General features: G+C 37.9%; 24 protein-coding genes. 16 read left to right on the forward strand and 8 right to left on the reverse strand.

Going from position 1 to position 23,643, the window contains the following annotated elements; genetic code table 11:
- The first annotated feature begins 16 nt into the window (after nucleotides 1-16).
- Both motA and motB read left to right on the forward strand, forming a co-directional pair.
- The gene (gene motA, locus V1L66_RS03875) at nucleotides 17-820 is read left to right on the forward strand and encodes a flagellar motor stator protein MotA (protein ID WP_004225583.1); all 804 of its coding nucleotides are present in this window, start codon (nucleotides 17-19) and stop codon (nucleotides 818-820) included.
- A complete protein-coding gene (gene motB, locus V1L66_RS03880) occupies nucleotides 804-1,568 on the forward strand; it encodes a flagellar motor protein MotB (protein WP_036076959.1) in 765 nt (254 codons plus the stop codon). The genes motA and motB overlap by 17 nt, the downstream gene beginning before the upstream one ends.
- A gap of 55 nt (nucleotides 1,569-1,623) precedes the next feature.
- Here motB and V1L66_RS03885 read toward each other — a convergent pair whose 3' ends face one another.
- Nucleotides 1,624-1,845 (reverse strand): DUF1128 domain-containing protein, encoded by a 222-nt coding sequence (locus V1L66_RS03885; RefSeq protein ID WP_004225580.1) that lies wholly within the window; start codon nucleotides 1,843-1,845, stop codon nucleotides 1,624-1,626.
- A 177-nt stretch (nucleotides 1,846-2,022) separates the two neighbouring features.
- Between V1L66_RS03885 and V1L66_RS03890 the strand changes: the two genes are divergently transcribed.
- Both V1L66_RS03890 and V1L66_RS03895 read left to right on the forward strand, forming a co-directional pair.
- The gene (locus V1L66_RS03890) at nucleotides 2,023-2,349 is read left to right on the forward strand and encodes a hypothetical protein (RefSeq protein WP_036076961.1); all 327 of its coding nucleotides are present in this window, start codon (nucleotides 2,023-2,025) and stop codon (nucleotides 2,347-2,349) included.
- A 22-nt stretch (nucleotides 2,350-2,371) separates the two neighbouring features.
- Entirely contained in the window at nucleotides 2,372-3,289 is a 918-nt protein-coding gene (locus V1L66_RS03895; RefSeq protein WP_016995369.1) for a YihY/virulence factor BrkB family protein, read from the forward strand.
- Nucleotides 3,290-3,535: 246 nt separating this feature from the next.
- On the opposite strand, the gene V1L66_RS03900 is transcribed toward V1L66_RS03895, so the two are convergent.
- The gene (locus tag V1L66_RS03900; protein WP_016995370.1) at nucleotides 3,536-5,440 is read right to left on the reverse strand and encodes a heavy metal translocating P-type ATPase; all 1,905 of its coding nucleotides are present in this window, start codon (nucleotides 5,438-5,440) and stop codon (nucleotides 3,536-3,538) included.
- Nucleotides 5,441-5,712: 272 nt separating this feature from the next.
- Nucleotides 5,713-7,251 carry a fumarate hydratase gene (locus V1L66_RS03905; protein WP_016995371.1) on the reverse strand — a complete coding sequence of 513 codons (1,539 nt, stop codon included), beginning with the start codon at nucleotides 7,249-7,251 and terminating at the stop codon, nucleotides 5,713-5,715.
- A 187-nt stretch (nucleotides 7,252-7,438) separates the two neighbouring features.
- Between V1L66_RS03905 and V1L66_RS03910 the strand changes: the two genes are divergently transcribed.
- Nucleotides 7,439-8,239, forward strand: a complete 801-nt coding sequence (locus tag V1L66_RS03910) for a YwqG family protein (protein WP_333004919.1) — start codon at nucleotides 7,439-7,441, stop codon at nucleotides 8,237-8,239.
- Between the two features lie 40 nt (nucleotides 8,240-8,279).
- Here V1L66_RS03910 and V1L66_RS03915 read toward each other — a convergent pair whose 3' ends face one another.
- Complete coding sequence (locus tag V1L66_RS03915) at nucleotides 8,280-8,465, reverse strand: SE1561 family protein (protein WP_016995373.1); 186 nt, start codon at nucleotides 8,463-8,465, stop codon at nucleotides 8,280-8,282.
- A 373-nt stretch (nucleotides 8,466-8,838) separates the two neighbouring features.
- Between V1L66_RS03915 and V1L66_RS03920 the strand changes: the two genes are divergently transcribed.
- Together V1L66_RS03920 and V1L66_RS03925 are read left to right on the forward strand one after the other, a co-directional pair.
- Nucleotides 8,839-10,023, forward strand: coding sequence for an MFS transporter (locus V1L66_RS03920; RefSeq protein WP_258860028.1), 1,185 nt, complete (start codon nucleotides 8,839-8,841; stop codon nucleotides 10,021-10,023).
- Nucleotides 10,024-10,261: 238 nt separating this feature from the next.
- Entirely contained in the window at nucleotides 10,262-10,897 is a 636-nt protein-coding gene (locus tag V1L66_RS03925; RefSeq protein WP_036076970.1) for a hypothetical protein, read from the forward strand.
- A 325-nt stretch (nucleotides 10,898-11,222) separates the two neighbouring features.
- Here V1L66_RS03925 and rlmD read toward each other — a convergent pair whose 3' ends face one another.
- The 3 genes from rlmD to V1L66_RS03940 all read right to left on the reverse strand — a co-directional run bounded on the left by rlmD (nucleotide 11,223) and on the right by V1L66_RS03940 (nucleotide 14,441).
- Nucleotides 11,223-12,602: a 23S rRNA (uracil(1939)-C(5))-methyltransferase RlmD gene (gene rlmD / locus V1L66_RS03930; protein WP_333004916.1), complete on the reverse strand. Its 1,380-nt coding sequence runs from the start codon at nucleotides 12,600-12,602 to the stop codon at nucleotides 11,223-11,225.
- Between the two features lie 37 nt (nucleotides 12,603-12,639).
- The gene (locus tag V1L66_RS03935) at nucleotides 12,640-13,464 is read right to left on the reverse strand and encodes a polysaccharide deacetylase family protein (RefSeq protein WP_016995377.1); all 825 of its coding nucleotides are present in this window, start codon (nucleotides 13,462-13,464) and stop codon (nucleotides 12,640-12,642) included.
- 68 nt (nucleotides 13,465-13,532) lie between these two features.
- Nucleotides 13,533-14,441 (reverse strand): TIGR01777 family oxidoreductase, encoded by a 909-nt coding sequence (locus tag V1L66_RS03940; RefSeq protein ID WP_258860026.1) that lies wholly within the window; start codon nucleotides 14,439-14,441, stop codon nucleotides 13,533-13,535.
- Between the two features lie 205 nt (nucleotides 14,442-14,646).
- On the opposite strand from V1L66_RS03940, the gene recX reads away from it, so the two are divergent.
- From recX to V1L66_RS03955, 3 genes are read left to right on the forward strand one after another with little or no spacing between them, the layout of a single operon-like run.
- Nucleotides 14,647-15,450, forward strand: a complete 804-nt coding sequence (recX, locus tag V1L66_RS03945; protein WP_036076974.1) for a recombination regulator RecX — start codon at nucleotides 14,647-14,649, stop codon at nucleotides 15,448-15,450.
- Nucleotides 15,447-15,776 carry a YfhH family protein gene (locus tag V1L66_RS03950; RefSeq protein ID WP_036076977.1) on the forward strand — a complete coding sequence of 110 codons (330 nt, stop codon included), beginning with the start codon at nucleotides 15,447-15,449 and terminating at the stop codon, nucleotides 15,774-15,776. Before recX ends, V1L66_RS03950 begins: the two co-directional genes overlap by 4 nt.
- A complete protein-coding gene (locus tag V1L66_RS03955; RefSeq protein ID WP_016995383.1) occupies nucleotides 15,777-16,046 on the forward strand; it encodes a YfhJ family protein in 270 nt (89 codons plus the stop codon).
- 35 nt (nucleotides 16,047-16,081) lie between these two features.
- Here the strand turns inward: V1L66_RS03955 and V1L66_RS03960 are convergent, their stop codons facing one another.
- Complete coding sequence (locus V1L66_RS03960; protein ID WP_016995053.1) at nucleotides 16,082-17,068, reverse strand: metal-dependent hydrolase; 987 nt, start codon at nucleotides 17,066-17,068, stop codon at nucleotides 16,082-16,084.
- Between the two features lie 199 nt (nucleotides 17,069-17,267).
- Here V1L66_RS03960 and mutY point away from each other — a divergent pair, with 199 nt between their 5' ends.
- The 6 genes from mutY (at nucleotide 17,268) to V1L66_RS03990 (ending at nucleotide 23,635) form a co-directional block, all read left to right on the forward strand.
- Nucleotides 17,268-18,317, forward strand: a complete 1,050-nt coding sequence (gene mutY, locus V1L66_RS03965; RefSeq protein WP_258860024.1) for an A/G-specific adenine glycosylase — start codon at nucleotides 17,268-17,270, stop codon at nucleotides 18,315-18,317.
- A gap of 80 nt (nucleotides 18,318-18,397) precedes the next feature.
- Nucleotides 18,398-18,574, forward strand: coding sequence for a gamma-type small acid-soluble spore protein (locus V1L66_RS03970; protein WP_008173504.1), 177 nt, complete (start codon nucleotides 18,398-18,400; stop codon nucleotides 18,572-18,574).
- A 318-nt stretch (nucleotides 18,575-18,892) separates the two neighbouring features.
- Nucleotides 18,893-19,444, forward strand: coding sequence for a DUF402 domain-containing protein (locus tag V1L66_RS03975; RefSeq protein ID WP_016995055.1), 552 nt, complete (start codon nucleotides 18,893-18,895; stop codon nucleotides 19,442-19,444).
- A 179-nt stretch (nucleotides 19,445-19,623) separates the two neighbouring features.
- Nucleotides 19,624-21,369 carry an ABC transporter ATP-binding protein gene (locus V1L66_RS03980; protein ID WP_036076981.1) on the forward strand — a complete coding sequence of 582 codons (1,746 nt, stop codon included), beginning with the start codon at nucleotides 19,624-19,626 and terminating at the stop codon, nucleotides 21,367-21,369.
- A gap of 297 nt (nucleotides 21,370-21,666) precedes the next feature.
- Nucleotides 21,667-22,680 (forward strand): ABC transporter ATP-binding protein, encoded by a 1,014-nt coding sequence (locus V1L66_RS03985; RefSeq protein WP_333004906.1) that lies wholly within the window; start codon nucleotides 21,667-21,669, stop codon nucleotides 22,678-22,680.
- The gene (locus V1L66_RS03990; RefSeq protein WP_112116672.1) at nucleotides 22,655-23,635 is read left to right on the forward strand and encodes an ABC transporter ATP-binding protein; all 981 of its coding nucleotides are present in this window, start codon (nucleotides 22,655-22,657) and stop codon (nucleotides 23,633-23,635) included. The genes V1L66_RS03985 and V1L66_RS03990 overlap by 26 nt, the downstream gene beginning before the upstream one ends.
- Nucleotides 23,636-23,643 lie beyond the last annotated feature (8 nt).

Raw genomic sequence — 23,643 nt, forward strand, 5'->3', positions numbered from 1 at the left:
ATTTGGAGGTTCTAGAATGGATAAGTCGTCGATTATAGGGTTAATACTTGCTTTAGTAGCATTATTAACAGGGATGGTAATGAAGGGTGTAAGTTTATCTGCATTTTATAACCCTGCAGCTATCCTAATTATCATTTTTGGTACTATTTCCGCAGTAACAATTGCCTTTCCTATGCAGGAGTTAAAGCGTGTGCCAAAGCTATTTAAAATTCTTTTTAAAGAAACAAAATTAGCAAATGATATAGAGATTATTAAAATGTTTTCACAATGGGCTGACTTAGCTCGTCGCGAAGGGCTACTAGCACTTGAAAGTAAGGCTTCAGAGATTGAAGATCCATTTTTAAAAAATGGCCTTACATTAGCAATTGATGGTCAAAATGCTGACTACATACGTGATGTCCTAACAGAAGAAGTAGAAGCGATGGAAGAACGTCATACTAGTGGAGCAGCTATTTTTACACAAGCAGGTACATATGCACCTACTTTAGGGGTTCTTGGTGCAGTAGTAGGGTTAATCGCCGCATTGGCTGATATGAATGATATCGAAAAGCTAGGACATGCTATCTCAGCTGCCTTCATGGCTACATTACTCGGTATCTTTACAGGGTATGTTTTATGGCATCCATTTGCGAACAAGCTAAAACGTAAATCTGCTTTAGAGGTAAAACAAAAGAGAATGATGATTGAGGGTATCCTTTCAGTATTAGAAGGGGAGGCTCCACGTGTAATTGAACAGAAACTATCATCATACTTAACGATGGAAGAACGTCGTCAAATTTCTGGTGAAAGCGGGGCGGGTGGCCTTGGCAAAGAAAGCTAAGAAGAAAAAGCATGATGAACATATTGATGAATCTTGGTTAGTGCCATACGCAGATATTTTAACTTTGCTGCTAGCCGTGTTCATTATTTTGTTTGCCTCAAGTTCAGTCGATCAAGAAAAGCTAGAAAGAATGTCGGCAGTTTTTAGTCAAGTCTTTGATGGTGGAACTAGTTTTCTAGACCAGCCTGCACCAGTGCCTACTCCGAATGCGGATAGCGACCAAACGCCACAGCAAAACTCTGCCTATTTAAAGGATCAACAGGAGTTAGCTGAAATAAAAGATAGTGTGGATAATTTTATTGCAGTCAATGAAATGGAAGATCAATTTGCCACAGAAATGACGGATGAAGGGCTACTAGTGACTATCCGTGATAGTATTTTATTCGATCCAGGGCAGGCAATAGTTAAACCTGAGTATGTCCCTATTGCCAAAGAGCTATCAACAATGCTGGTATCTGATCCAGCCCGAAACATTGTTATTACAGGGCATACAGATAATGTACCAGCAGGTCCGAACTTTTCATCAAATTTTGAGCTATCTGTATTGCGTGCAACGAATTTTTTAAACCTTCTTATTGAAAGTAATGACCAATTAGATCCTACGCGCTTTAGTGCAAAAGGAAACGGCGAGTATCGCGCGATCGCACCGAATGACACAGCCGAAGGACGCGCAAAGAATCGTCGTGTAGAAGTATTAATTCAACCATTAGTTACTGAGGATGGTTCAGAAACGAAGAGTTCACAGTAATAAAGAAGCTATTAGCAGCAGACAAATGTCTTTAGCTAATAGCTTTTCATTTTACCTATTTACGTAAAGATCCTAATTCAGCAACAATCGCTTGCATTTCGCTTGGACTAAAAGTTTCTCTTTTCATAACCATTTCATATAGATACACTAAATCTTCATAATTTGCTTCATCGAAGTTTTCTGATTTCATTGCATCGACATTCACCATACGAAGCTTGTCCTTCATTTGATCAACCATATACATAACGTTTTCTTTAGATGGAACTGATAAATCCATTTTTTACCCTACCTTTCGTCATCCTCGCACATATCATTTCATTGAATAAAAAAAATGTCAACTCCGTATTTGGGCATTGCTTTAAAAATAGACTGTTATTGGGTAGAATAAGTGCAGAAGACTGTTTATTTATGAAATAATAGGGAATATCCAACTATACAAGCAGGGGGTTTTAATATGGGTCAAAGTAAATTATTAGCATCTATTGTAGCAGGAGCAGCAGTAGGAGCAGCATTAAGTATGTTAGATCGCGCTACACGTGAAAAAACAATTGCCTCAACAAAAAAGATGAAGGAAGCCATCTCATACTATGCAGCAAATCGAGAAGAATTGCAGGTTTTGGTTGAGGAAAAAGTACTCGCGGCAAAGGTGCTTTGTGAAAGCGTGTCAGATAATGTCAACACAATTGCTGAAAAGGTGGATGAATTTAAGGATTTACCTTCCACGATACAGGGAATGATTGAAGATACGAAAACAGCCTTTACGTTACCTCATAAGGAGTGAAGGGCGTTTTAGGAGGAATTGTATGGAAAAGAAAAAAGCAACATTGCATAATACTTTTGGATTTGTAAAAACGTTTGTCTCTCCAGATGAGGGAGCGATTGATATTATGACATCCAAGGGCTTTATCCAAGATTTAATAGGTCGACTCAAGCGAGTTGAAATATCTGCGCTTGCTGCACAATTGGCTTATTTCTTTTTACTATCGTTCTTCCCCTTACTTATTTTCTTGGTAACACTACTACCATATCTTAACTTGCAAACAACTCAGGTCTATTCATTTTTAGTGAATATATTACCAGATGAAGTGTATAAGCTTATTGAAAATACACTGAATGAGATTTTAACAAATCGAAACAGTAGTTTACTTTCCATTGGGGTTTTAGGTACAATTTGGTCTGCATCTAAAGGCATTAATGCACTAATTCGTGCCTTAAATAAAGCCTATGATACAGAAGGGAGAGCAGGTATATTAGATAGGGGCCTATCACTAGTTTTTACAATCGCCCTCGTTATTGTTATTGCCGTTGCTCTCTTATTGCCAGTCTTTGGTCAGCAAATTGGCCATTTCCTCTTCTCAATCGTCGGAATAGAGGAGCAGTTTGAATCAGTTTGGCATAGATTAAGATGGTCAATACCGCCATTATTGATTTTTATCGTATTAATGGGCATTTACTGGTTTGTGCCAAATACAAGTCCACGTTTGAAAATAATGGGCGTATGGCCAGGGGCGCTATTTGCCACACTTGCTTGGTTAGCAGTCACATATGGTTTCTCTTTTTATATTAATAATTTTGCAAATTATTCTGCTACATATGGGAGTATTGGTGGCGTCATTATTTTAATGCTCTGGCTATACTTTACGGGAATCATTTTAATCTTTGGTGGCGTATTAAACGCTACAATGCAGAAAAGAGCGCTTCAAAAGGAAATTCGTCGATAAGGAAATAATAAGCTTTAGCAAAAGCCTCGCTATACTCTTAATGAGTAGCGAGGCTATTTTATCTTGATTCAGCTGAAAACGTCCACCTCTATAAGTGGTGAGGTAAATGCACCAATTGTTCAATGGGTGTCCAGAAAACGCCTGAAACAAGATAAAAGCCCCAGCGGATATCACAGATTTTGAAGAGGAGCTTTCAAGCAAGCTTGAAAACAATCTGGACGTAATTACGCTGAGGCTTGATTGATGTTAAACATTTTTATTGAGCATACGTAAACCATTTAGAATAACTAGAATTGTACTACCTTCATGTCCGATTACGCCTAAAGGCAAGTCGACTACTTGTAAAAAGTTAGAGGCGATTAATAAGACAATTACCCCGATAGAGAAGAAAATATTTTGTTTCACAATACGTTGCATTTTACGTGATAAACGAACAGCATAGGCAATTTTTGATAAGTCATTTTTCATCAGCACAACATCCGCTGTTTCAAGCGCAACATCTGTGCCTTCACCCATAGCAATGCCAGTAGTTGCAGTAGCCAGTGCAGGGGCATCATTAATACCATCGCCGACCATACCTACGAATTGATGTTGGGTAAGTAATCGTTTCATTTCAGTTACCTTTGTTTCGGGCAGACACTCCGCAACATATTCCGTAACGCCAGCTTCCTTCGCGATAACTTTCGCTGTTTTTTCGTTGTCACCTGTAAGCATCACCACTTGAATACCAAGCTCTTTTAATAATGTAACAGCTTTCTTAGCTTCAGAGCGCACAGTATCTTTTAATGCTGTTAATGCAACAATACCATGTTGATCTCGAATGAAAATAACTGTTTTTCCCTCTGCTGCAAGTTTAGTTACAGCACTATTTGCAAAATTGTTGGCAAGTTGCGCATCAACAAACTCTGGTTTGCCTACTTGATACTCCTTGTTTTGAATCGTTCCTTTAATACCCCAGCCTGGAATATCTTCAATTGTTGCCTGTGGCAATACGTCGATTCCTTCAGCCTTAGCATATGAGGTAATAGCTTGGGCAAGGGGATGATTGGATTGAGATTCAATTCCTGCGAGAATTGCTAAAGCCGTATCACGTTCTACGCCATCACGAACAATAAAATCTGTCACAACTGGTTTTCCTTGAGTTAAAGTACCTGTTTTATCGACAGCCAATGCACGTAATACACTAAGATGCTCTAAGTGTAAACCACCTTTAAATAGCACACCATTTTTTGCACCATTTGATATCGTAGCAAGTGTTGCAGGCATAATAGACGCAACGAGTGCACAAGGAGAAGCAACTACTAATAACACCATTGCTCGGTAAAAGGTTGTTGTCCAGTCCCAGCCGAGCAAGAAGTGGGGAAGAAACATCATGACGGCAACACCAAGTAAAACAAATTTTACATAAGTCCCTTCAAATTTTTCAATGAATTGCTGAGAGGGAGATTTTTCACTTTGAGCACTTTGGACGAGCTGTATAATTTTTTGGAAAAGTGTCTCTGAATTCGCCTTTGTCATTTCCATTGTAATAGCACCATTTAAGTTTACTGTGCCTGCAAATACTTCGTCACCTTCACCTTTTGAGATAGGCAGGGGCTCCCCGCTTATAGCTGATTCATCAATGGAAGATTGACCCTTGAAAATAATGCCATCTGCAGGAATGCGTTCACCAGGTTTAATCAATAAATGATCCCCGATTTGTAATGTGGAAACGGACACCTTCATCGGCTCAAATCCACCACGCACTAACCATGCTTCTTCTGGCTGTAAATTCATAAGGGCTGAAATTTCACGATGACTTTTATTCATCGCATATGTTTCAAGTGCACCACTTACTGCAAAAATAAATATTAGGATGGCACCCTCAGTCCAATAGCCAATTGCTGCTGAGCCAATTGCTGCTAATACCATTAATAGCTCAACATTTAACTTTCGCTCTTCTATGGTTTCTTCAATGCCTTCTTTTGCTTTAGCGAATCCACCTACACAAAAGGCAATTAAATATAATAGAACAGAAGCTGTTGTTTGTCCACTTGAGTCTAAACGCCATGCAAGTAAGATGAAAATTCCAGCCATTAATGCAGCGATTAATTCTGCATGCTCTTTTACTTTCTCAATTAAGTTTATATTTTCTCGATTAGAGTATTCCATCTATATCCCTCCTGATAATGAAAATCAATATCAAAACCTTTGTAAAATAACATTATTTCGAGCTATTCAATTGAAAATGGATTTCAATTACTATCTGTATTATTTAGAATTATTATAACAAAGGAATTTATAAAAATAAAGTAGGAAGTTTGATGAATTTTAAACAATTAGACAAAGATTGTAAATTGAAAAAGGCACAGTTTATTCACTAGGAATATTCTGTGCCTTACAAAATTGTGCAATAAAACGAGTTACCGCTACTTACTATTTAATTAGAAAACTCTTTCTGCATGCAAAGCAAGTTTTTCTAATGATGATTTATCCACATCTGCATGTAGTGAGTTACCATGTGAATCCATTGTTACAACTGCTGTAAAGTTTTCAACATTTAAGTGCCACATAGCTTCAGGAATACCAAATTCCATTAAATCAACACCATCAACGCCTTTAATACAGTCCGCATAGTATTGTGCTGCTCCACCGATTGCATTCAAGTAAACGCCACCATGCTCATTAAGCGCTTTTAATGTTTTTGGTCCCATTCCACCTTTACCAATAACAGCACGGATACCGAATTTTTTCATGATATCGCCTTGATAAGGCTCCTCACGAATTGAAGTAGTTGGACCAGCCGCTTTTACTGTCCAATTGCCTTCTTCATCCTTAGCCATTACAGGTCCACAGTGATAAATAACTTGTCCATTTAAGTCAACTGGTGCATCGTGGCTCATTAAATGGTGGTGGATGGCGTCACGACCAGTATACATACGACCAGTAATAGAAACAACATCGCCAACTTTTAATGAACGAATTTGTTCTTCAGTAATTGGCGCAGTAAGTTCTACTACATCTGTAGTTGTATCTTCTGTTGTAGCAGCTACTTCATTCTCCTTGAAGGTAATTTTTTCACCTTCTTGGTAGTGCCAATTCAAAATTTCGCCAGTTTGAGGATCGATGTCCACAGCCATGCGACGGTAAGCCCAACAATTATATGCTACTGATACATAGAAAGAAGCTGGAATACGGTGCATGACGCCAATTTTACAGCCTAATAATGTTGCTTCACCACCGAAGCCCATTGTACCGATACCAAATGTGTTAGCTGTTTTAACAACATACTCTTCTAATTTTGCAAGATCTGCATTTGGATTTGTATCTTCAACATGACGGAATAATTGCTCTTTTGCTAAATCATAGCCAGAAGAACGGTCTCCACCAATACCTACACCAATGAAACCAGCAGAACAGCCTTGACCTTGTGCTTGGTATACGGAGTGTAAAATACATTTACGAATACCATCTAAGTCACGTCCTGCACGACCAAGACCTTCTAATTCGCATGGTAGACTGTATTGAATGTTTTTATTTTCACAGCCGCCACCTTTTAGAATTAACTTAATTGTAATGTAATCTTTTTCCCATTGTTCAAATTTCATCACTGGCAGACCATCACCAAGATTATTACCACTGTTTGCACCAGATAATGAATCCACCGCATTCGGACGTAATTTAGCATCTGCAGTTGTATCGTTGATTGCTTTTTTGATTGCAGCTTTAATTTCTAATTGGTTTACGCCAACAGGAGTATAAATTTTGAAAGTTGGTAGTCCTGTATCCTGACAAATTGGTGACACGTTATCTTCTGCCATAATAATATTATTTGCGATTGTGTCTAAGCTCATTGCTGCACGAGTACCAGCATTCTCAGCTTCTTTTGCTTTTTTAATAGCACGACGTACATCCTTAGGTAGATTCGTAGATGTTTCAGTAATTAAATCGTAAAGACTCTTCTCCAAAGTTTGTAGATTCATTGGTATTGCCCCCCATAGAAAAATTGATTATTTCCACGTTACATTATACTCTTTTCAACTAATGAAAAAAAGAGCCGTTATCTAAGAGCCCTAAATTAAAGCATATTTTAATAGTATGGAAGAGGGGATTGATTTTGTAGAACGTTTGTTCTAAAATAGAATAAATCCATTATTAGGAGGAACTTGCATGACTGCTAAAACTTTACTTGAATTACCAGAAGCTTTCGAACAATATAGACCTTTAATAGAAGGAACATTGAAGCCTGTAGTATTGATTGATACGGAGATAAGTAAAACAACTTTATTTCAAAGTAAGTTTGCAGGAGATCCTTATTTCCCGTTGGCAATGGACTATCCAAAAAACAAAAAGGGACAACCGTTAAAGCTATTAGCTCAAATTAACTTTGCAGAGGTTCCAAAGCATTTACCCAATTTCCCAAAAGAGGGGATATTGCAATTTTATATTGATGGTTATGACGATGTTTTAGGAATGGATTTTGATAATGGGCAAAATCAAGAAGGCTTTCGTGTAATATTTCATGAACAGGTTACGCAAGAGGAAGCACAGCTTATTCAAGATTTTTCTTTTATAGAAATAGATGATGAGGAATTATATTTTCCTGTCGAGCGTGAAATGGCATTATCCTTTACTACAGGCGTTGAGCCGATGTCGATTGATGATTTTAGAAGCAATGACAAGTATGCTAGCATCTTAACAGCTTTGGAGAATGATGAAGCATTAGAAGACAGCTTCTATGATACTATGACTGGTGATGGTCATAAAATTGGAGGGTATCCATTCTTTACGCAAGAGGATCCTCGAGCTTATGGAGATTATAAAGATTCAATCATTATGCTGTTACAGATTGATAGTGTCGGCGACAATATTCTTTGGGGCGATTGTGGCGTTGGCAATTTCTTTATCACAGAGGAAGAGTTAATGAATAAAGATTTTAGCAAGGTGCTTTATAATTGGGATTGCCATTAAAAAACAAGCGAGCACACGATGCTCGCTTGTTTTTTATTCATTATTGTTCACGAGCATGAAATTGCTCCATTTTGTCCTCTAAATCATCCATCATTTGGATTAAGCGATCAATATCTTCTAACTCAGCTGTTTCAGGATCAAGGGCATCTAATACTTCTAAAAACATCTCTAGACGCTCTTTTAAATAGGTTACTTGTTGCTCTTTATCAGTGATTGGCTTTGACATTCGTACACCTCATTTCATCCCTTTCATCGTAGCGGATTTGAGCTTAAATTTCAATGTTTAGGTAAACACCTAGGACTAAGAGATTAATTTTAAAAAACAATAGACAGAATATTTACAATATTGAGGATGTATGTTAAAGTTGTTTTAAGATAAAGTAAAGGAGCTGATTGAAAAAAAGTCATTTGCCAACGCTAACTCGAAAAGGAGGGAGTTTAAACAAGTAATCGGTAATATTCAAAAGCCGAAATTCGTGTTTATACAATTAAATGAGGATAAGTATTAGTTAAGCCTTAGCGTAAAATCACATGTGGTGAGCGCTAAGGCTTTTTGGTATGCTGTTCTTTGGAAGAATGACTTGATATTGGAGGAAAAAATGACGTACTTCTCAGATTACAGCAAAAAAAGATTTACCATTCTAGTATTAATTGTATCCATATCAGGCTTTTCTCAAGGGATGCTTTTACCGCTTATTTCGATAATATTTGAACGAGATGGGGTATCCTCTGCATTGAATGGCTTGAATGCAACTGGCTTATACATAGGGACATTACTAATTTCACCATTTATCGAGCAGCCCTTACGCAGATGGGGCTATAAACCGATTATTTTAATTGGTGGAGCACTAGTTTTTGCGTCTTTACTTACATTTCCTTTATGGAAAAGTGTGACCTTTTGGTTTGTCCTTCGTTTATTAATTGGTGTAGGCGATCATGCCTTGCATTATGCCACTCAAACATGGATTACAAGTACAGCAGATCATAAAAGCTTAGGGAAGGGGATGGCCATTTATGGCTTATCATTTAGCATAGGTTTTGCTGTTGGGCCACTTATGGTGAAGCTCATTGAAATTGCTGAAGCGCTACCGTTTATCGTATCTTCAATAATGTGCCTCTTTGCATGGTCTTTTGTATTTCTCTTACAAAATGAAAAGCCTGAGCGTTTAACAGGTGATTTAAATGCCAGAGGATGGCAACGGTATAAAATGGCTATTTTATTTGGGTGGATTGCCTTTTTAGGTCCATTTGTTTATGGTTTTCTGGAGTCTTCACTAAATGCCTTGTTTCCTGTCTATGCATTACGCAAGGGCTTTGAAGTCGGCATGATTCCTATCATTTTATCTGTGTTTACATTTGGTGGTATTTTAACGCAAGTGCCGCTCGGTGCACTAGGAGATAAAGTAGGGAGAAGGAATATTTTGATGATTGGTTCATTTGGTGGCGCAATTATTTTTGCGATTGCAAGCTTTTTAGAGCATTCACAATTCGCTGTAGCTGTCGCATTTTTCTTAACGGGTACACTGGTTGGCTCGATGTTTTCTTTAGGGATTACATTTATGGCTGATTTGACACCAAAGGAGCTACTGCCTACGGGGAATTTACTTTGCGGAATTGCTCTAAGTATTGGTAGCTTAACAGGTCCATTTTTAGGTGGAGTTTATTTAGAATATGTAAAAAATTATAGCTTCCTTTTACTTGTGGCTATGCTTTTGCTAGCCGTTGCAATCGTTTTATTTATATTTGGACGCCGCAAGCATCAACAACCAACGATGGCAAAATAAAAAGAGCGGGGCTCATCTCCCGCTCAAAAAACAAAAAACGCCCAGCAAATCCGTGCTGTTATGGCGTTTTTTGCGTAACAAGGATGTTCCGTCCATGTTACATAGGTTTGGCACCTAGAAAGTTATTATACAGACATGTTCTAATGAAAGCAATAAAAAAGAAAATGGAGATTTTTGGACATTATCAATCCTTCTATTTATAATAAAAGAACACTTGCTTAAAAAGGAGGTTTTAATCATGACAGAAATGAAAAAACTATCTATCCACCGTGCTTTAACAGAATTAAAAATGCTGACTCTACGAATTGAAGCAGCAACAAATGAGGTTAGCGCAGTCGTAGCTAATCGAAAAAGCAATCGTAAAATTAATGGTGTAGACATTCCTGAATATGAAAAACAAATGCAAGCATCCTATGATAAAGTGGTAGGTTTAATTTCCTATCGAAATAAAATAAAAGCGTTAGTTGTGCAGTCCAATGCAAACACAAAGGTGATGGTGGGCAAAGAGGAAATGACTGTAGCAGAGGCAATTGAACGGAAACAATCCATTCAATACGAAAAGAATTTGCTAGAAGTTATACAACATCAGCATCGTTCAGCTATTAATACAGTTGCCAAAGAAAATGATGCGTTACCTGCAAAGCTGGAAACCTATTTAATTAACATACTGGGCAATAAAGATAAACAATCACCAGAGGAAGTCAAATTACATACCGAAACATTTATGAAAAGAAATGAGTTTGAAATCATTGATCCCCTAAATGTTAAACAACAAATTGAGAAATTGAGCAATCGGATTGAAGAATTTGAATCAGAGGTTGACGCTGTCTTATCAGAGTCGAATGCCACAACCTTTATTGAAGTACAAGTTTAACAAAATTTGCATGGCCTAGCGAAAATGGAAAACGAAAAGTCGCTCGCGCTTCAAGGCATGTGTGCGAGTTAAAACGTAAAACATGCCTTACTCCAATATAACTTTCAACTAAACTGATTTGAAAGCTCAAAGGTAAAAGGTGAAAGTACAAAGTTTACGTTTTAAAGTTCTTTAGATAAAAGCTGAAAATTTAACATTTAATAGTCATTTAAATCCTGGGTTATTGGTTAAGGTATCGACTTTTCTGGACCATCCATCATCCACCAGGCAGCTTGTGCTGTGCATTAGAAAAAGGACGTTTCCAAAGGGATACGTCCTTTTCATATCATTTGTTTTTTAAAACAAGTTTTGCCACGCATTCCACTTGCGCAGTCTGTGCAAACATATCGACGGGCTGAATATACTCAACGTCATAAAGTTTCGCTAATTGTTGTAAGTCCTTTGCCAAAGTGGATGGGTTACAGGAGGTATAAACAAAACGCTTAGGTTTTAGTTTAAGGACTGTTCGAATAAACTCAGGTGCTAGTCCTGTGCGTGGCGGATCTACCGTAATTACATCTGGTGTAAATCCTTCCTTGCGCCATTTTGCTAGGACACTTTCCGCTGTACCCACCGCATATTTTGTATGCTTGAAGCCATGGTTGCGAGCATTTTTACGAGCATCCTGAATGCTTTCAGGGATGACATCCATTCCACGAACTTCCTTTGCTTTATCTGCTAACCATAATCCAATTGTGCCAACGCCACAGTATGCATCAACGACTGTTTCTTTTCCTGTTAAAGCAGCAGCCTTTTTAATTTCATCATATAGATGAACTGTTTGTGTTGGATTTAGTTGGAAGAAGGCGCGGGCAGATAAATCAAAAGCCAATTCGCCAAGCTCTTCATGAATTGTTTCTTTGCCATCAAGTACAATGGTTTCATCACCGAAGATTAATGATGTTTTTTCACGGTTAATATTTTGTGCAATGGATACAATACTTGGATCAATTTTTTTAATACGTGTAATTAATTCAGCTAAATGAGGGATTTCTTTTCGTGTTGTGACAAGAACAACTTGTGTCTCACCGGTACGAATCCCGGTACGTACAACAATCGTACGCACTAAACCATCTAGTGTACGACCATCGTAAATAGTAATATTTAGCTTTTGCAAGATTTTTCGAGTGGCGACGGTAATTTTAGAAGTAATTGGGTGCTGAACGAGGCAATCATTAATGTTTAATAGCTTATTACTTCCTTCAGCGAATAAACCCGCATAAACACGCTTGCCTTCTTTACGCACTTGGAATTGGCTTTTATTACGATAATGCCAAGGATCATCCATACCAAGAGTTTTTCGTACTTCAATTGTTTCGAGTAAAGGTTTGGCATAACGCTCTAATGCTTGTATAACAATGTCTCGCTTTTCTATTAGCTGTTTTTCATAGGTCATATGCTGAAGCTGGCAGCCGCCGCACTCATTGTACACTGGACAAGGTGCTTCCTGACGATGTTTTGAAGCTTTACGAATGGCTAAAATCTCTGCTTCAGCAAAATTACGTTGTGTTTTTGTTACTTGTGCTGTGATCTCTTCTCCAGGAATAGCTCCTTTTACAAATACTACATTGCGTTTATAAAATCCTACACCTTCACCATTAATACCTAGCCTTTTTATTGTTAGTGGGAATTTTTGTCCCACGGTCATTGTTGTTTGCTGCGTCAAACGTTCCACGTCCCTGCTCTATAATGTCATCTCCCCATTATAGCGAAGGAGCAGGCGATTGCAAAGCAACAGGGAAATCTTCGTATTCTAATACTAAATCGTCAAGTGATAAGAAAGTATAACCTTGCTTTTTAGCTTCTGCAATAAACATTGGTAATGCTTCTGCGTTATCCTGTGCTACTGTATGCATTAAAATAACAGCACCAGGATGCAATTGTTCCATAAGTGCATTATAAGCATAATCTGCACCACGACGTTCATCTTTCAACCAATCCTTAAAGGCCACAGACCAAAAAATATGGCGATAACCTTCAGCATTGCCCACTTCTAGCACTTTTGCATTAAAAATACCTTCAGGTGGACGAGCATATGTTGTACGATCGATGCCTGTCAATTCACGTAATTTGCCATCAAACTTTTGCCATTCTGCACGCATGCCATCCGGCGAAAGTCGAGCCATATTAGGGTGTCCATATGAGTGATTCCCGATAGTATGACCATCCTTCACCATGCGTTTCACCAAATCGCTAGCACTGTCTAAGTAATGGCCAGTTAAAAAGAAAGTTGCAGGTACATTTTCTTTTTTCAATGTATCCAAGATACTTTCAGTAAAGCCGTTTTCATAGCCATTATCAAATGTTAAATAGGCAATTTTTTTATCTGCCTTCCCTTTATAAATCGCACCATATTTGTCGAGTAACTGATCGAGCTGTGCGCCTGCTTCTGCCTGCTCTCCGTTTTGAGCGCGTTTAAAGCCCCAATGGTGTTCATCAGAACCGGCAGCAAAAAATGGATTAAAGCTAATTCCTGCGGCAATAATAAAAGTAGCAATTACCGCGCCTACAATATGTTGTTTCCACATAAAAAACGCATCCTTTCTTTTTCATTAGAATGCGTAATTTCTAAAAAAATTATCCAACTTAATTTTTTCTAATCTTGAGTCTTTAACAAATTTTCAAGTGCTTGCTTTAAATAAGGGAATTTAAATATAAAATGTTGTTGTTCTAAAAGGGTTGGTAGCACTTGTTGTCCTTCTAACACAAGTTTGCTTTGTTCGCCGAGAGCTAAACGCATCGCAAAGCTAGGAACAGCTAGCCAATGACGTCTGTCCATAACTTTTGCAATCATTTGACCAAATTCCTTCATTCTCATTGGATGCGGTGCTGTTATATTAAATGGACCATGTATATTTTCATTTGTAATAGCGAAATAAATCGCACGTGCTACATCTTCAATATGTACCCATGAAAGCCACTGCTCTCCAGAGCCAATCGTTCCACCCACATGCATTTGATAGGGCAATAGCATTGGTGGAAGTGCGCCACCATTTCTACCTAAGATGACACCAAAGCGTGCAAGTGCTACACGAATGCCTAATGCTTCTGCTCGTTTCGCATGTCGCTCCCAATCGTGGACTGTGGTGCCTAAAAAATCAGTTGCGTAATCCGTAAAATCTTCATCATAGATGGTTTCTGTGGAAGTTGGGTAAATACCAACGGCACTAGCATTGATAAGGACTTTTGGCTTTATTGTGAGCATGTCCATTATTCGTACTATTTCTAATGTGGCATTCATTCGGCTCCAATAGATTGCTTTCTTTTGCTTTTTTGTCCATCGACCATTATTTAATGAAACACCTGCTAAATTCACAAAGGCATCCACACCTTCAAAGATTTCCAAAGGTTGCTCCTGCTGCTGTAGCCATTGAACATAGTGAACGCCGTTTTCTAGCCTAGACTTATGACGTGTTAAGACAAAAAGGTCATGTCCGTTGTCCTGCAATAGCTGTATAAGAGCTTTTCCAACAAAGCCAGTACCACCTGCAATCACAATTTTCATAACAAGCACCTCTTTTCTCGAATAAAAAAGCTTACTAATAAGTTTATCATGTAACCAGAAAGTAAACATCTTTAGGCATTCATTGCGAGCAGGAAGTTTACCCGTGGAAGGGAAGAGAATACCCGCAAACAGAGGGGAATTAACCGCGCTAATTGTCAGATTCCCTATAAAGAAATGCTATAATGACAATAGTGAGGTGTTTGCTATGCGTATGATCACGAAAATTGCACGTCAAAAAAACAATCCTGAACGCTACAATATCTATTTAAATGAAGAGTATGCTTTTCCGGTTGATGAAGCCATTCTTATTCAGTTTGGTTTAACAAAGGGAAAGGTGCTCGATGAATTTGAAATCCAAGAAATTGCCTATGAAGATGAGATACGTAAGGCATTTAATAAGGGGCTAAACTTCTTATCTTATCAAATGCGAAGTGAGCATGAGGTTAAGAAAAAACTACTCGCCTTAGAATTTGGAGAAGCTGTAGTGTTAGAGGCGATCCAAAAGTTAAAATCCTATGGCTTTATTAATGATGAAAACTATTCAAAGGCATTGCTTGATACAAAGAAAGCCACTATGAAAAAAGGGCCGAGAGCCATTAGACAAGACCTGATCAAAAAAGGCATTGAGAAAAACTTGCAGGATGAGGTGCTTGCTACTTATAGTTTTGAGGAACAAGTAAAACTTGCTAAGCAACTTGCTGAGAAAATTGTTCGTGCGGAGAGCAAGAGGACGCCAACACAAATTAAGACCAAAATTCAAGATTACTTATTAAGAAAAGGTTATGCTTTTTCGATAGTGGAAGAGGTGCTTAGCCAAGTTGAGATAGGGCAGGATGATGACAACTGGCAGCAGTTACTCGATGCTCAAGGCGAAAAAGTTTGGAAAAAGTACGTATCGAAGTATACTGGTTATGAGCTAAAGATGAAGGTTAAACAGGCGCTCTATCAAAAAGGGTTCCCTATAGAAGTAATAGACCGTTTTATAGAAGAGAAGGAGAATGAAGAATGAGTGAAAAAAATTATGCAGCTATGTCTGAACATGAATTGCGAGAGGAAATTGCTTTTCTAAAAGAGAAAGCTCGAAAGGCAGAACAGCTAGGAATCATCAATGAATTTGCTGTTTATGAACGCAAAGCTTTAATGGCTGCGGCTTATTTAGTGGATCTTGATACGATCGTTCCAGGAGAAATGTATCGTATTGATGGTTCAGATAATGAGTTTTTCCAAGTAGATTATTTAAAGGGACGCTTTGCTTGGGGTCACCGTTTAGGCGGGGACAAATACCAAGAGGCACTACCAGTATCTATCCTTTCTCCAGTAAAGGTGGGCAAATAAATGGATGAAAAAATTGAGAAACTAACAGCAGAGTTACTTGCAAAGAATCCTCAGATGTCTGTTGGACGGGCGCAGGTTTGGGTAGAGTTGTTATGGAGTGATTTTGAATCAACTGCCGCGAAAGCAGGGTATGATTATCGTGGAGCAGAGTATACAGAAAATCTTGTTCGTCAATTAATTGCTAGCTACGGTGATAAACTACACGCATTTGCCGGGCGTAATCCGAAATATATACATTTACTAGATGCTAGTGATGATATGGTACAATAATAAAACCCTGACCAATATTGGTCAGGGTTTACTGCTTAATTACTTGCACCAATTTGAAGTTTTTTCTGGAGCTTATCTTCTGTAAAGATCCAGCCTGTGTAAGACGTAATGATGTCATTCGCCTCATTTAAATGTGCTACGGCCACGAAAGGATAACGATTGTCACTACGGTAACGCAGATCGATTAACCGTACTTCTATTAGGCCGTTTTCAAGCTCTGAAATCTCCCATCGGTACATAGGGGAGAAGGACACAAATGCAGCTAAGTTAGGATCTTTCATTGCAGCATCTACAAGGGCCGTTTTAGGCAAAGGCTTAATTTCGAATTTATCATAAATATTAACAGTCCTTCCATATGCACGCCCAACATAATAATGAGTTTTGGACTTGGCTGCGATTCGCCAGTGAAAAAAGCGCATAGTAGGTGCTACAATGACATATTCTTCATCTTGAATGGTATGATGCACCGCATTTTTTACTGCTTTTTGCACGGCAAATCGTAAAATATAGTAAATCACGATAACGATATACATGATACTGAATGTCCATACTGGATTTGTACCAAATGCCCATAACACAATTCCGACACAATGTAAGGAAAAGATTATGGGATCGAATGTATTAATGACACCTAATGCAACCCATTTTCGAGAGAAGGGTCGAATTGCTTGTGTACCATATGCGTTAAAAATATCGACAAAAACATGAAGCGCCACAGCTAAAAATGTCCAAAGCCATAAATGTAACACATTCACGTCTTGCAAAATTAGTGATAAAACAATGGTAATTAAAATAGGCCAAATAGCTACAGCTGGTAGTGAGTGTGTAATTCCTCGATGATGTCGAATATAGATGGCGTTATTACGTAGTTTTAACACAGTGTCAACATCTGGAGCTTGTGAGCCAATAATTGTACCTGCCATTACTGCTGTAAAAGTCATTGAATGATCGGCTACTACAGGGTCGGCTAATGCAAGACCGCCAAGGGCAATACCCATAACGAAATGTGTACCTGAATCCAAAAATATCCACTCCTAGTATGCATTAAAATCGAGTACAATGTGCATACAACTTATTTCAAAAATAATAAAAGGTATATTTAAATATTTTGACATTCATGTGAAAGAGACGATTATTGTCGATCTTTCACGAATATTCTTTACTTCATTATTGTATACCCTTTTCATCATAAATTAAATCGTAAAAACAACGGAGGTCACTGTGAATTACCCATATGTAACAGAATTTCGACAATCATTAGTTGACTGGTTTAACACAGAGAAGCGTGATTTACCGTGGAGACACACAACAGACCCTTATAAAATTTGGGTATCTGAAGTGATGCTACAACAGACACGTGTCGACACAGTTATTCCTTATTACAATCGCTTTATGGAAAGTTTTCCAACATTAGATTTGCTTGCGGAAGCACCCCAAGAATACTTATTAAAGCATTGGGAAGGTCTTGGCTATTATTCCCGTGCTCGCAATTTACAAGCAGGTGCTCGTGAGGTTTTAGAAAATTACGGCGGTATAGTACCTGACAATCGCCATGAAATATCTAAATTAAAAGGTGTTGGTCCCTATACTGCAGGCGCTATTTTAAGTATTGCCTATAATAAGCCTGAACATGCAGTTGACGGTAATGTTATGCGGGTTCTTAGTAGAGTGCTTGATATACATGATGATATAGCCCTTCCGAAAACGAAGAAAATTTTTGAAGTGGCGGTTGAGGAACTAATTGATCCTCATCATGCTTCATCGTTTAACCAAGGCTTAATGGAACTAGGTGCACTTATTTGTACACCTACCTCTCCAAAATGTTTATTATGCCCAGTCAGAGAGTATTGCACCGCTTTTAATGAAGGAGAGCCAGAAAAATTACCTGTCAAATCAAAAAAGATAAAAATGAAGCATCTCACATATGATGTGCTCGTATATGAAAATGACAAAGGTCAATTTTTAATGCAGCAACGTCCTGAGGAAGGTCTGCTAGCTAACCTATGGCAATTTCCAATGATTGATACAAGTCAATCTTCAGCAGAAAACTTTACAAAGGAATATACAGTCAATGCACAGGCCAAACAAGAGCTACTTACATTTAAACATGTTTTTTCACATTTAACTTGGCATTTAAATAGCTATTATATAAAATCCGAGTCCACTGAGCTAGGTGATTGGCTAAGCCGTGAGCAAATAGAATTATTACCGATGCCTGTTCCTATGCTAAAAATTTGGGAGGAAGTAAAAAAGCAAACCGCAGGAAAATAAATCCTTCTTAAAATCATCAAATCATGAGCATAAAAGTAATCACCTCCGTACACAATAACTAGCGTGGAGGTGAATGAAGGATGAAAAAACAAAACAACCAAAATTTCCAACCGAATAAAAACATGCAACGTCAAAGTGAAGAATTTGGTTATGAAACAGACGTAAATGAAGTGCAAAAGCAAAATGCGAAAGCAGAGCAAAAGAAAGCTCCAGCTTCTGGTCGTTTCTCAAAAACTAACCAAGATTTAGGTGAGTAACACTTTGTAACTGCATAATTGCATTTACCTCTAAGGGGCTGTCTTAAATCCGAAAAGATGAAAAAGACAGCCCCTTTTAAATTGTTTAGGTAAGTAAATCGTCAGCTGTAAAGGAAATCCTCTAAGTAATTAACTAAAAAATCCCATCAAAGCTGACATTATAATAAAATTCGCTTATAATTGACTAAATTTTATACAAATTCAAAATAGCGTAGTGAAATTTGTGGTTTTCTAACTACACCTTTCGCGTACACATTGCTATAATATACTAGAGACTGCTAGATTTAGGTAGCATAGACGAAAAGGTGGGCTAACAAAATGGCATTACCGGTAGAAGGAGAAACGATACAAATACATAGTTATAAGCACAATGGCCGTATCCACCGTGTTTGGCAAGAAACGATGGTTTTAAAAGGAACGAAAAATATCGTAATCGGTGCAAATGAACGGACACTTGTGACAGAATCCGATGGTCGTACATGGCTAACGAGAGAGCCCTCTATTTGCTACTTCCATGCGGAACACTGGTTTAACATCATCTGTATGCTACGTGAAGACGGTGTGTATTATTATTGCAATCTAAGCTCACCATTTGTTTTCGATAATAATGCCATTAAATATATCGACTATGATTTAGATATTAAAGTTTTTCCTGACATGTCTTATACCCTTTTAGACGAGGATGAATATGAGCTCCATCGTAAGGAAATGTCTTATCCTGATGTCATAGATAAGATTTTAAAGCGCAATGTCGATAAATTGATAAGCTGGATTCAACAAAAAAGAGGACCTTTTGCACCCGATTTCATCGATGTCTGGACAAATCGTTACAAATTCCAGCTTGATATGCAGTCAGATGATCGTTCATGACACCTATTAGTTTAACTAATAGGTGTTTTTTATTGGTGGGGAACAGAGAGCTGTAAAGGCAAAATCGAAATAGTTCGCTATAAAGTCACTATAACTGTATTTTAATCAAAATATTGCTATAATACTTAGGGCATTCATCTTCGAATGTCTGTTTCTTTTTGTAAGGATGTGATGATAAATTGGGAAGCATTAAGCGATATATGCGCTTTGTTAAACCATATACATGGGAAATTATTTTAACGATTATCATTGGTATAGTAAAATTTGCTATTCCACTATTTATTCCACTGCTCATTAAGATTGTATTGGATGACATTATTGCAGCAGATGACTTAACAGATGTAGAAAAAACAAAAGAATTATTTTACTGGCTAGGTGGAACTATTATTGTGTTCTTTATTATTCGTCCACCTATTGAGTACTATCGACAATATTTTGCACAACACGTAAGCAACAAGGTGCTTTTTGATATCCGTAAGGAAATTTATGCACATTTACAGCGTTTAAGTTTAAGGTACTATGCCAATACACGTGCAGGTGATGTTATTTCAAGGGTAATTAATGATGTTGAGCAAACAAAAACCTTTGTCATGACGGGGTTAATGAATGTTTGGTTAGATCTGGCGACGATTGTAATTGCGATTGCCATTATGTTAACCATGGATGTGAAGCTAACGCTAGTCGCATTGATCGCATTTCCATTTTATGCCTTCAGTGTGAAGTACTTTTTTGGCAAATTGAGAGATTTGACACGGAAACGTTCTCAAGCACTTGCGGGTGTACAAAGCTATTTACATGAACGTGTAGCTGGTATGAGCATTATTAAAAGCTTTACTTTAGAAAAGCATGAACAAAAATTGTTCGATTCAGCAAACGGTGAGTTTTTAGAAAAAGCACTTGATCAAACAAAGTGGAATGCAAAATCATTTGCTGTCGTGAATACTATTACAGATGTAGCGCCATTGCTCGTTATCGCCTATGCGGGCTATCAAGTAATAAATGGGTCACTTTCAGTTGGAACAATGGTTGCTTTTATTGCTTATATTGAACGTCTGTATGGCCCACTTCGTCGACTTGTTAGCTCTTCCACAACTTTAACGCAGTCAATCGCTTCAATGGATCGAATGTTCGATTTAATAGATGAGCCTTATGAAGTGAAGGATAAGGACTATGCTCGTGAACTCCCACGTGCAAATGGGCAGGTTCGCTTTCACAATGTATCCTTCCAATATGAAGAAACTGGCTCCCCTATTATAGATGCTATCGATTTAACGATAAATCCTGGAGAGACTGTTGCCTTTGTAGGGATGAGTGGTGGTGGTAAGTCAACGATTATCAGCCTAATTCCTCGCTTTTACGATACAACAAGCGGGCAAGTGACCATTGATGGAAACGATGTACGGGATGTCACTTTACATTCCTTACGATCTCAAATTGGTATTGTCCTGCAAGATAATATACTTTTTAGTGATTCTGTCAAAGAGAATATCTTAATGGGGAGACCAGATGCAACAGATGCACAAGTCATCGAAGCAGCGAAAGCGGCAAATGCCCATGACTTTATTATGAGTCTACCTAATGGTTATGACACAAAGGTTGGAGAAAGAGGAGTAAAGCTCTCTGGCGGACAAAAACAACGAGTTGCTATTGCGCGTGTGTTTTTAAAAAATCCACCGATTCTAATCCTGGATGAGGCTACTTCTGCATTAGATTTGGAAAGTGAGGCACTGATTCAAGAATCATTAGACAAGCTAGCTCATGAACGAACAACTATTATTATTGCGCACCGTCTTTCTACAATTACACATGCTGACAAGATTTTCGTTATCGATCATGGTCAATTAATCGAAAGTGGAACACATGAACAGTTAATGGACAGTCAGGGGACCTATTATAATTTATTCCAAGTACAGCATTTAGATTAAAATTTTCCGTAAATTACACGGTTTAAGAATTTTTTTCAAAAAAAAGTCTTTCATTTATTTGAAAATGGAAGGCTATTTTTTTTTGAAAAGTGTAAAAAATTATCTCTTTATAAGATTTTATTATTATCGAAGGCGATTATTGTAGAATTTCTATGTAATTTGCAGAATATTAATGATTGAAAGAGTAAGGATTTTTAGTTAGAATTATCTGAAAATAAGGAATTTAACGAAAGTTATAGTATTCTATTAATATTATTATACATTTAAGTAAAATATAGGTAGGGTGGGGCGTTACACATGAGGAAAAAACTACTAGAAATAAAAGGTTTGAAAACAACCTTTTTCACAGATAATGGGCAAATTCCTGCTGTAGACGATATCGATTTTTCTGTCCATGAAGGAGAAATTTTAGGGATTGTAGGAGAATCGGGAAGTGGTAAAAGTGTTACGTCGCTGTCCATCATGGGATTAATTCCATCACCACCAGGTAAAATAACGGGTGGAGAAATTTTGCTAGATGGCAAAAATATTGCTAAATATACGGATAAACAAATGCAAAAAATACGTGGAAAAGACATTGCAATGATTTTCCAAGAGCCAATGACTTCGCTAAACCCTTTGTTCACGATTGGTGACCAGTTAAAGGAGGCTATATTAATACATAATCCAAAATGGTCGAAAAAGGAAGCGTTTGCAAGAGCGGTTGAAATTATGAAATTGGTAGGTCTACCACGTGCTGAGGATTTGCTAAAGGACTACCCACATCAGCTGTCTGGCGGTATGCGTCAACGTGTGATGATTGCCATGGCACTTGTCTGTGACCCTCAAGTATTGATTGCAGATGAGCCTACAACTGCATTGGATGTTACAATACAAGCCCAAATTTTACAGCTTATGAAAGACTTAAATAAACGATTGAATACAGCTGTGTTGTTAATTACACATGATCTGGGGGTTGTCGCGGAAACCTGTGAGCGAGTGATTGTTATGTATGCAGGACAAATAGTGGAAGAGGCGCCGATTCATGAAATTTTCACTAATCCTAAACATCCCTATACACAAGGACTTATTCAATCAGTACCTGACATGCGTTATAAAAAGGAAAATTTATACTCCATTCCTGGAAGTGTACCGAAACCAGGAAGTATTCAGGTAGGCTGTCGTTTTGCGGCACGCTGTGAATATGCAATGGAACGTTGTTTACAGGAAACACCACCTTTATTTGAAGCAGCAGAGAATCATAAATCGAGATGTTTTTTACTAGAAAAGCAGGAGGTGGAGCAACGTGTCGAAAGCGTTATTAAAGGTTGAGGGGTTAAAAAAATATTTTCCGATTCGAAAAGGAGTCCTTAATTCACATGCCGGGGATGTAAAGGCTGTAGATGATGTTTCCTTTGAAGTATTTGAAGGAGAAACATTAGGAATTGTTGGCGAATCAGGCTGTGGTAAATCCACAACGGGTCGCTTATTAATGCGTTTACTAGAGCCCACTGGAGGCAAGATAGAATTCGCAGGCAAAATGATTTCAGAATTATCCAATAATGAAATGAGGAAGGCACGTAGAGATATTCAAATGATTTTTCAGGATCCCTATGCCTCACTAAATCCTCGCCATAACATCGGCAAAATTTTAGAGGAGCCTCTTATTGTTCATGGGATAGGTAATGCCAAAGAGCGAAAACAAAAAGTGTTGGAGCTACTTGAGATTGTTGGATTGAATGAATATCATATCAAACGCTATCCGCATCAATTTAGTGGAGGGCAAAGGCAACGTATTGGCATTGCTAGAGCCCTGATGACCAATCCACGCTTAATTATTGCGGACGAGCCAGTATCTGCACTTGATGTATCCATCCAGGCACAGGTTTTGAATTTATTGCAAAAGCTGCAAAAGGATTTAAGGCTAACTTATATTTTTATTTCCCATGATTTAGGGGTTGTGCGTCATATTAGTAATCGAGTTGGCGTTATGTATTTAGGTAAATTAGTTGAGCTGACAGCGAGTGAGGACTTATATGCTGAACCGCTTCATCCATATACACAAGCACTTTTATCTTCGGTTCCTGTTCCAGATCCTACGTTTGAACGGGAACAGATCATCATTTCTGGAGATATTCCAAGTGCATCAAATCCGCCAAGCGGTTGTACATTCCATACGAGATGTCCATTTAAAAAGGATCAGTGCTCACAGGTAGTACCTAAAATGCAAGAAGTGAAACCAGGTCATTATGTTGCTTGCCATCTTTACGAGGCGCTACAACATTAAATGATATA

This window comes from Lysinibacillus sp. IITD104 (genome assembly GCF_036698265.2).
GTDB lineage: Bacteria > Bacillota > Bacilli > Bacillales_A > Planococcaceae > Lysinibacillus > Lysinibacillus boronitolerans.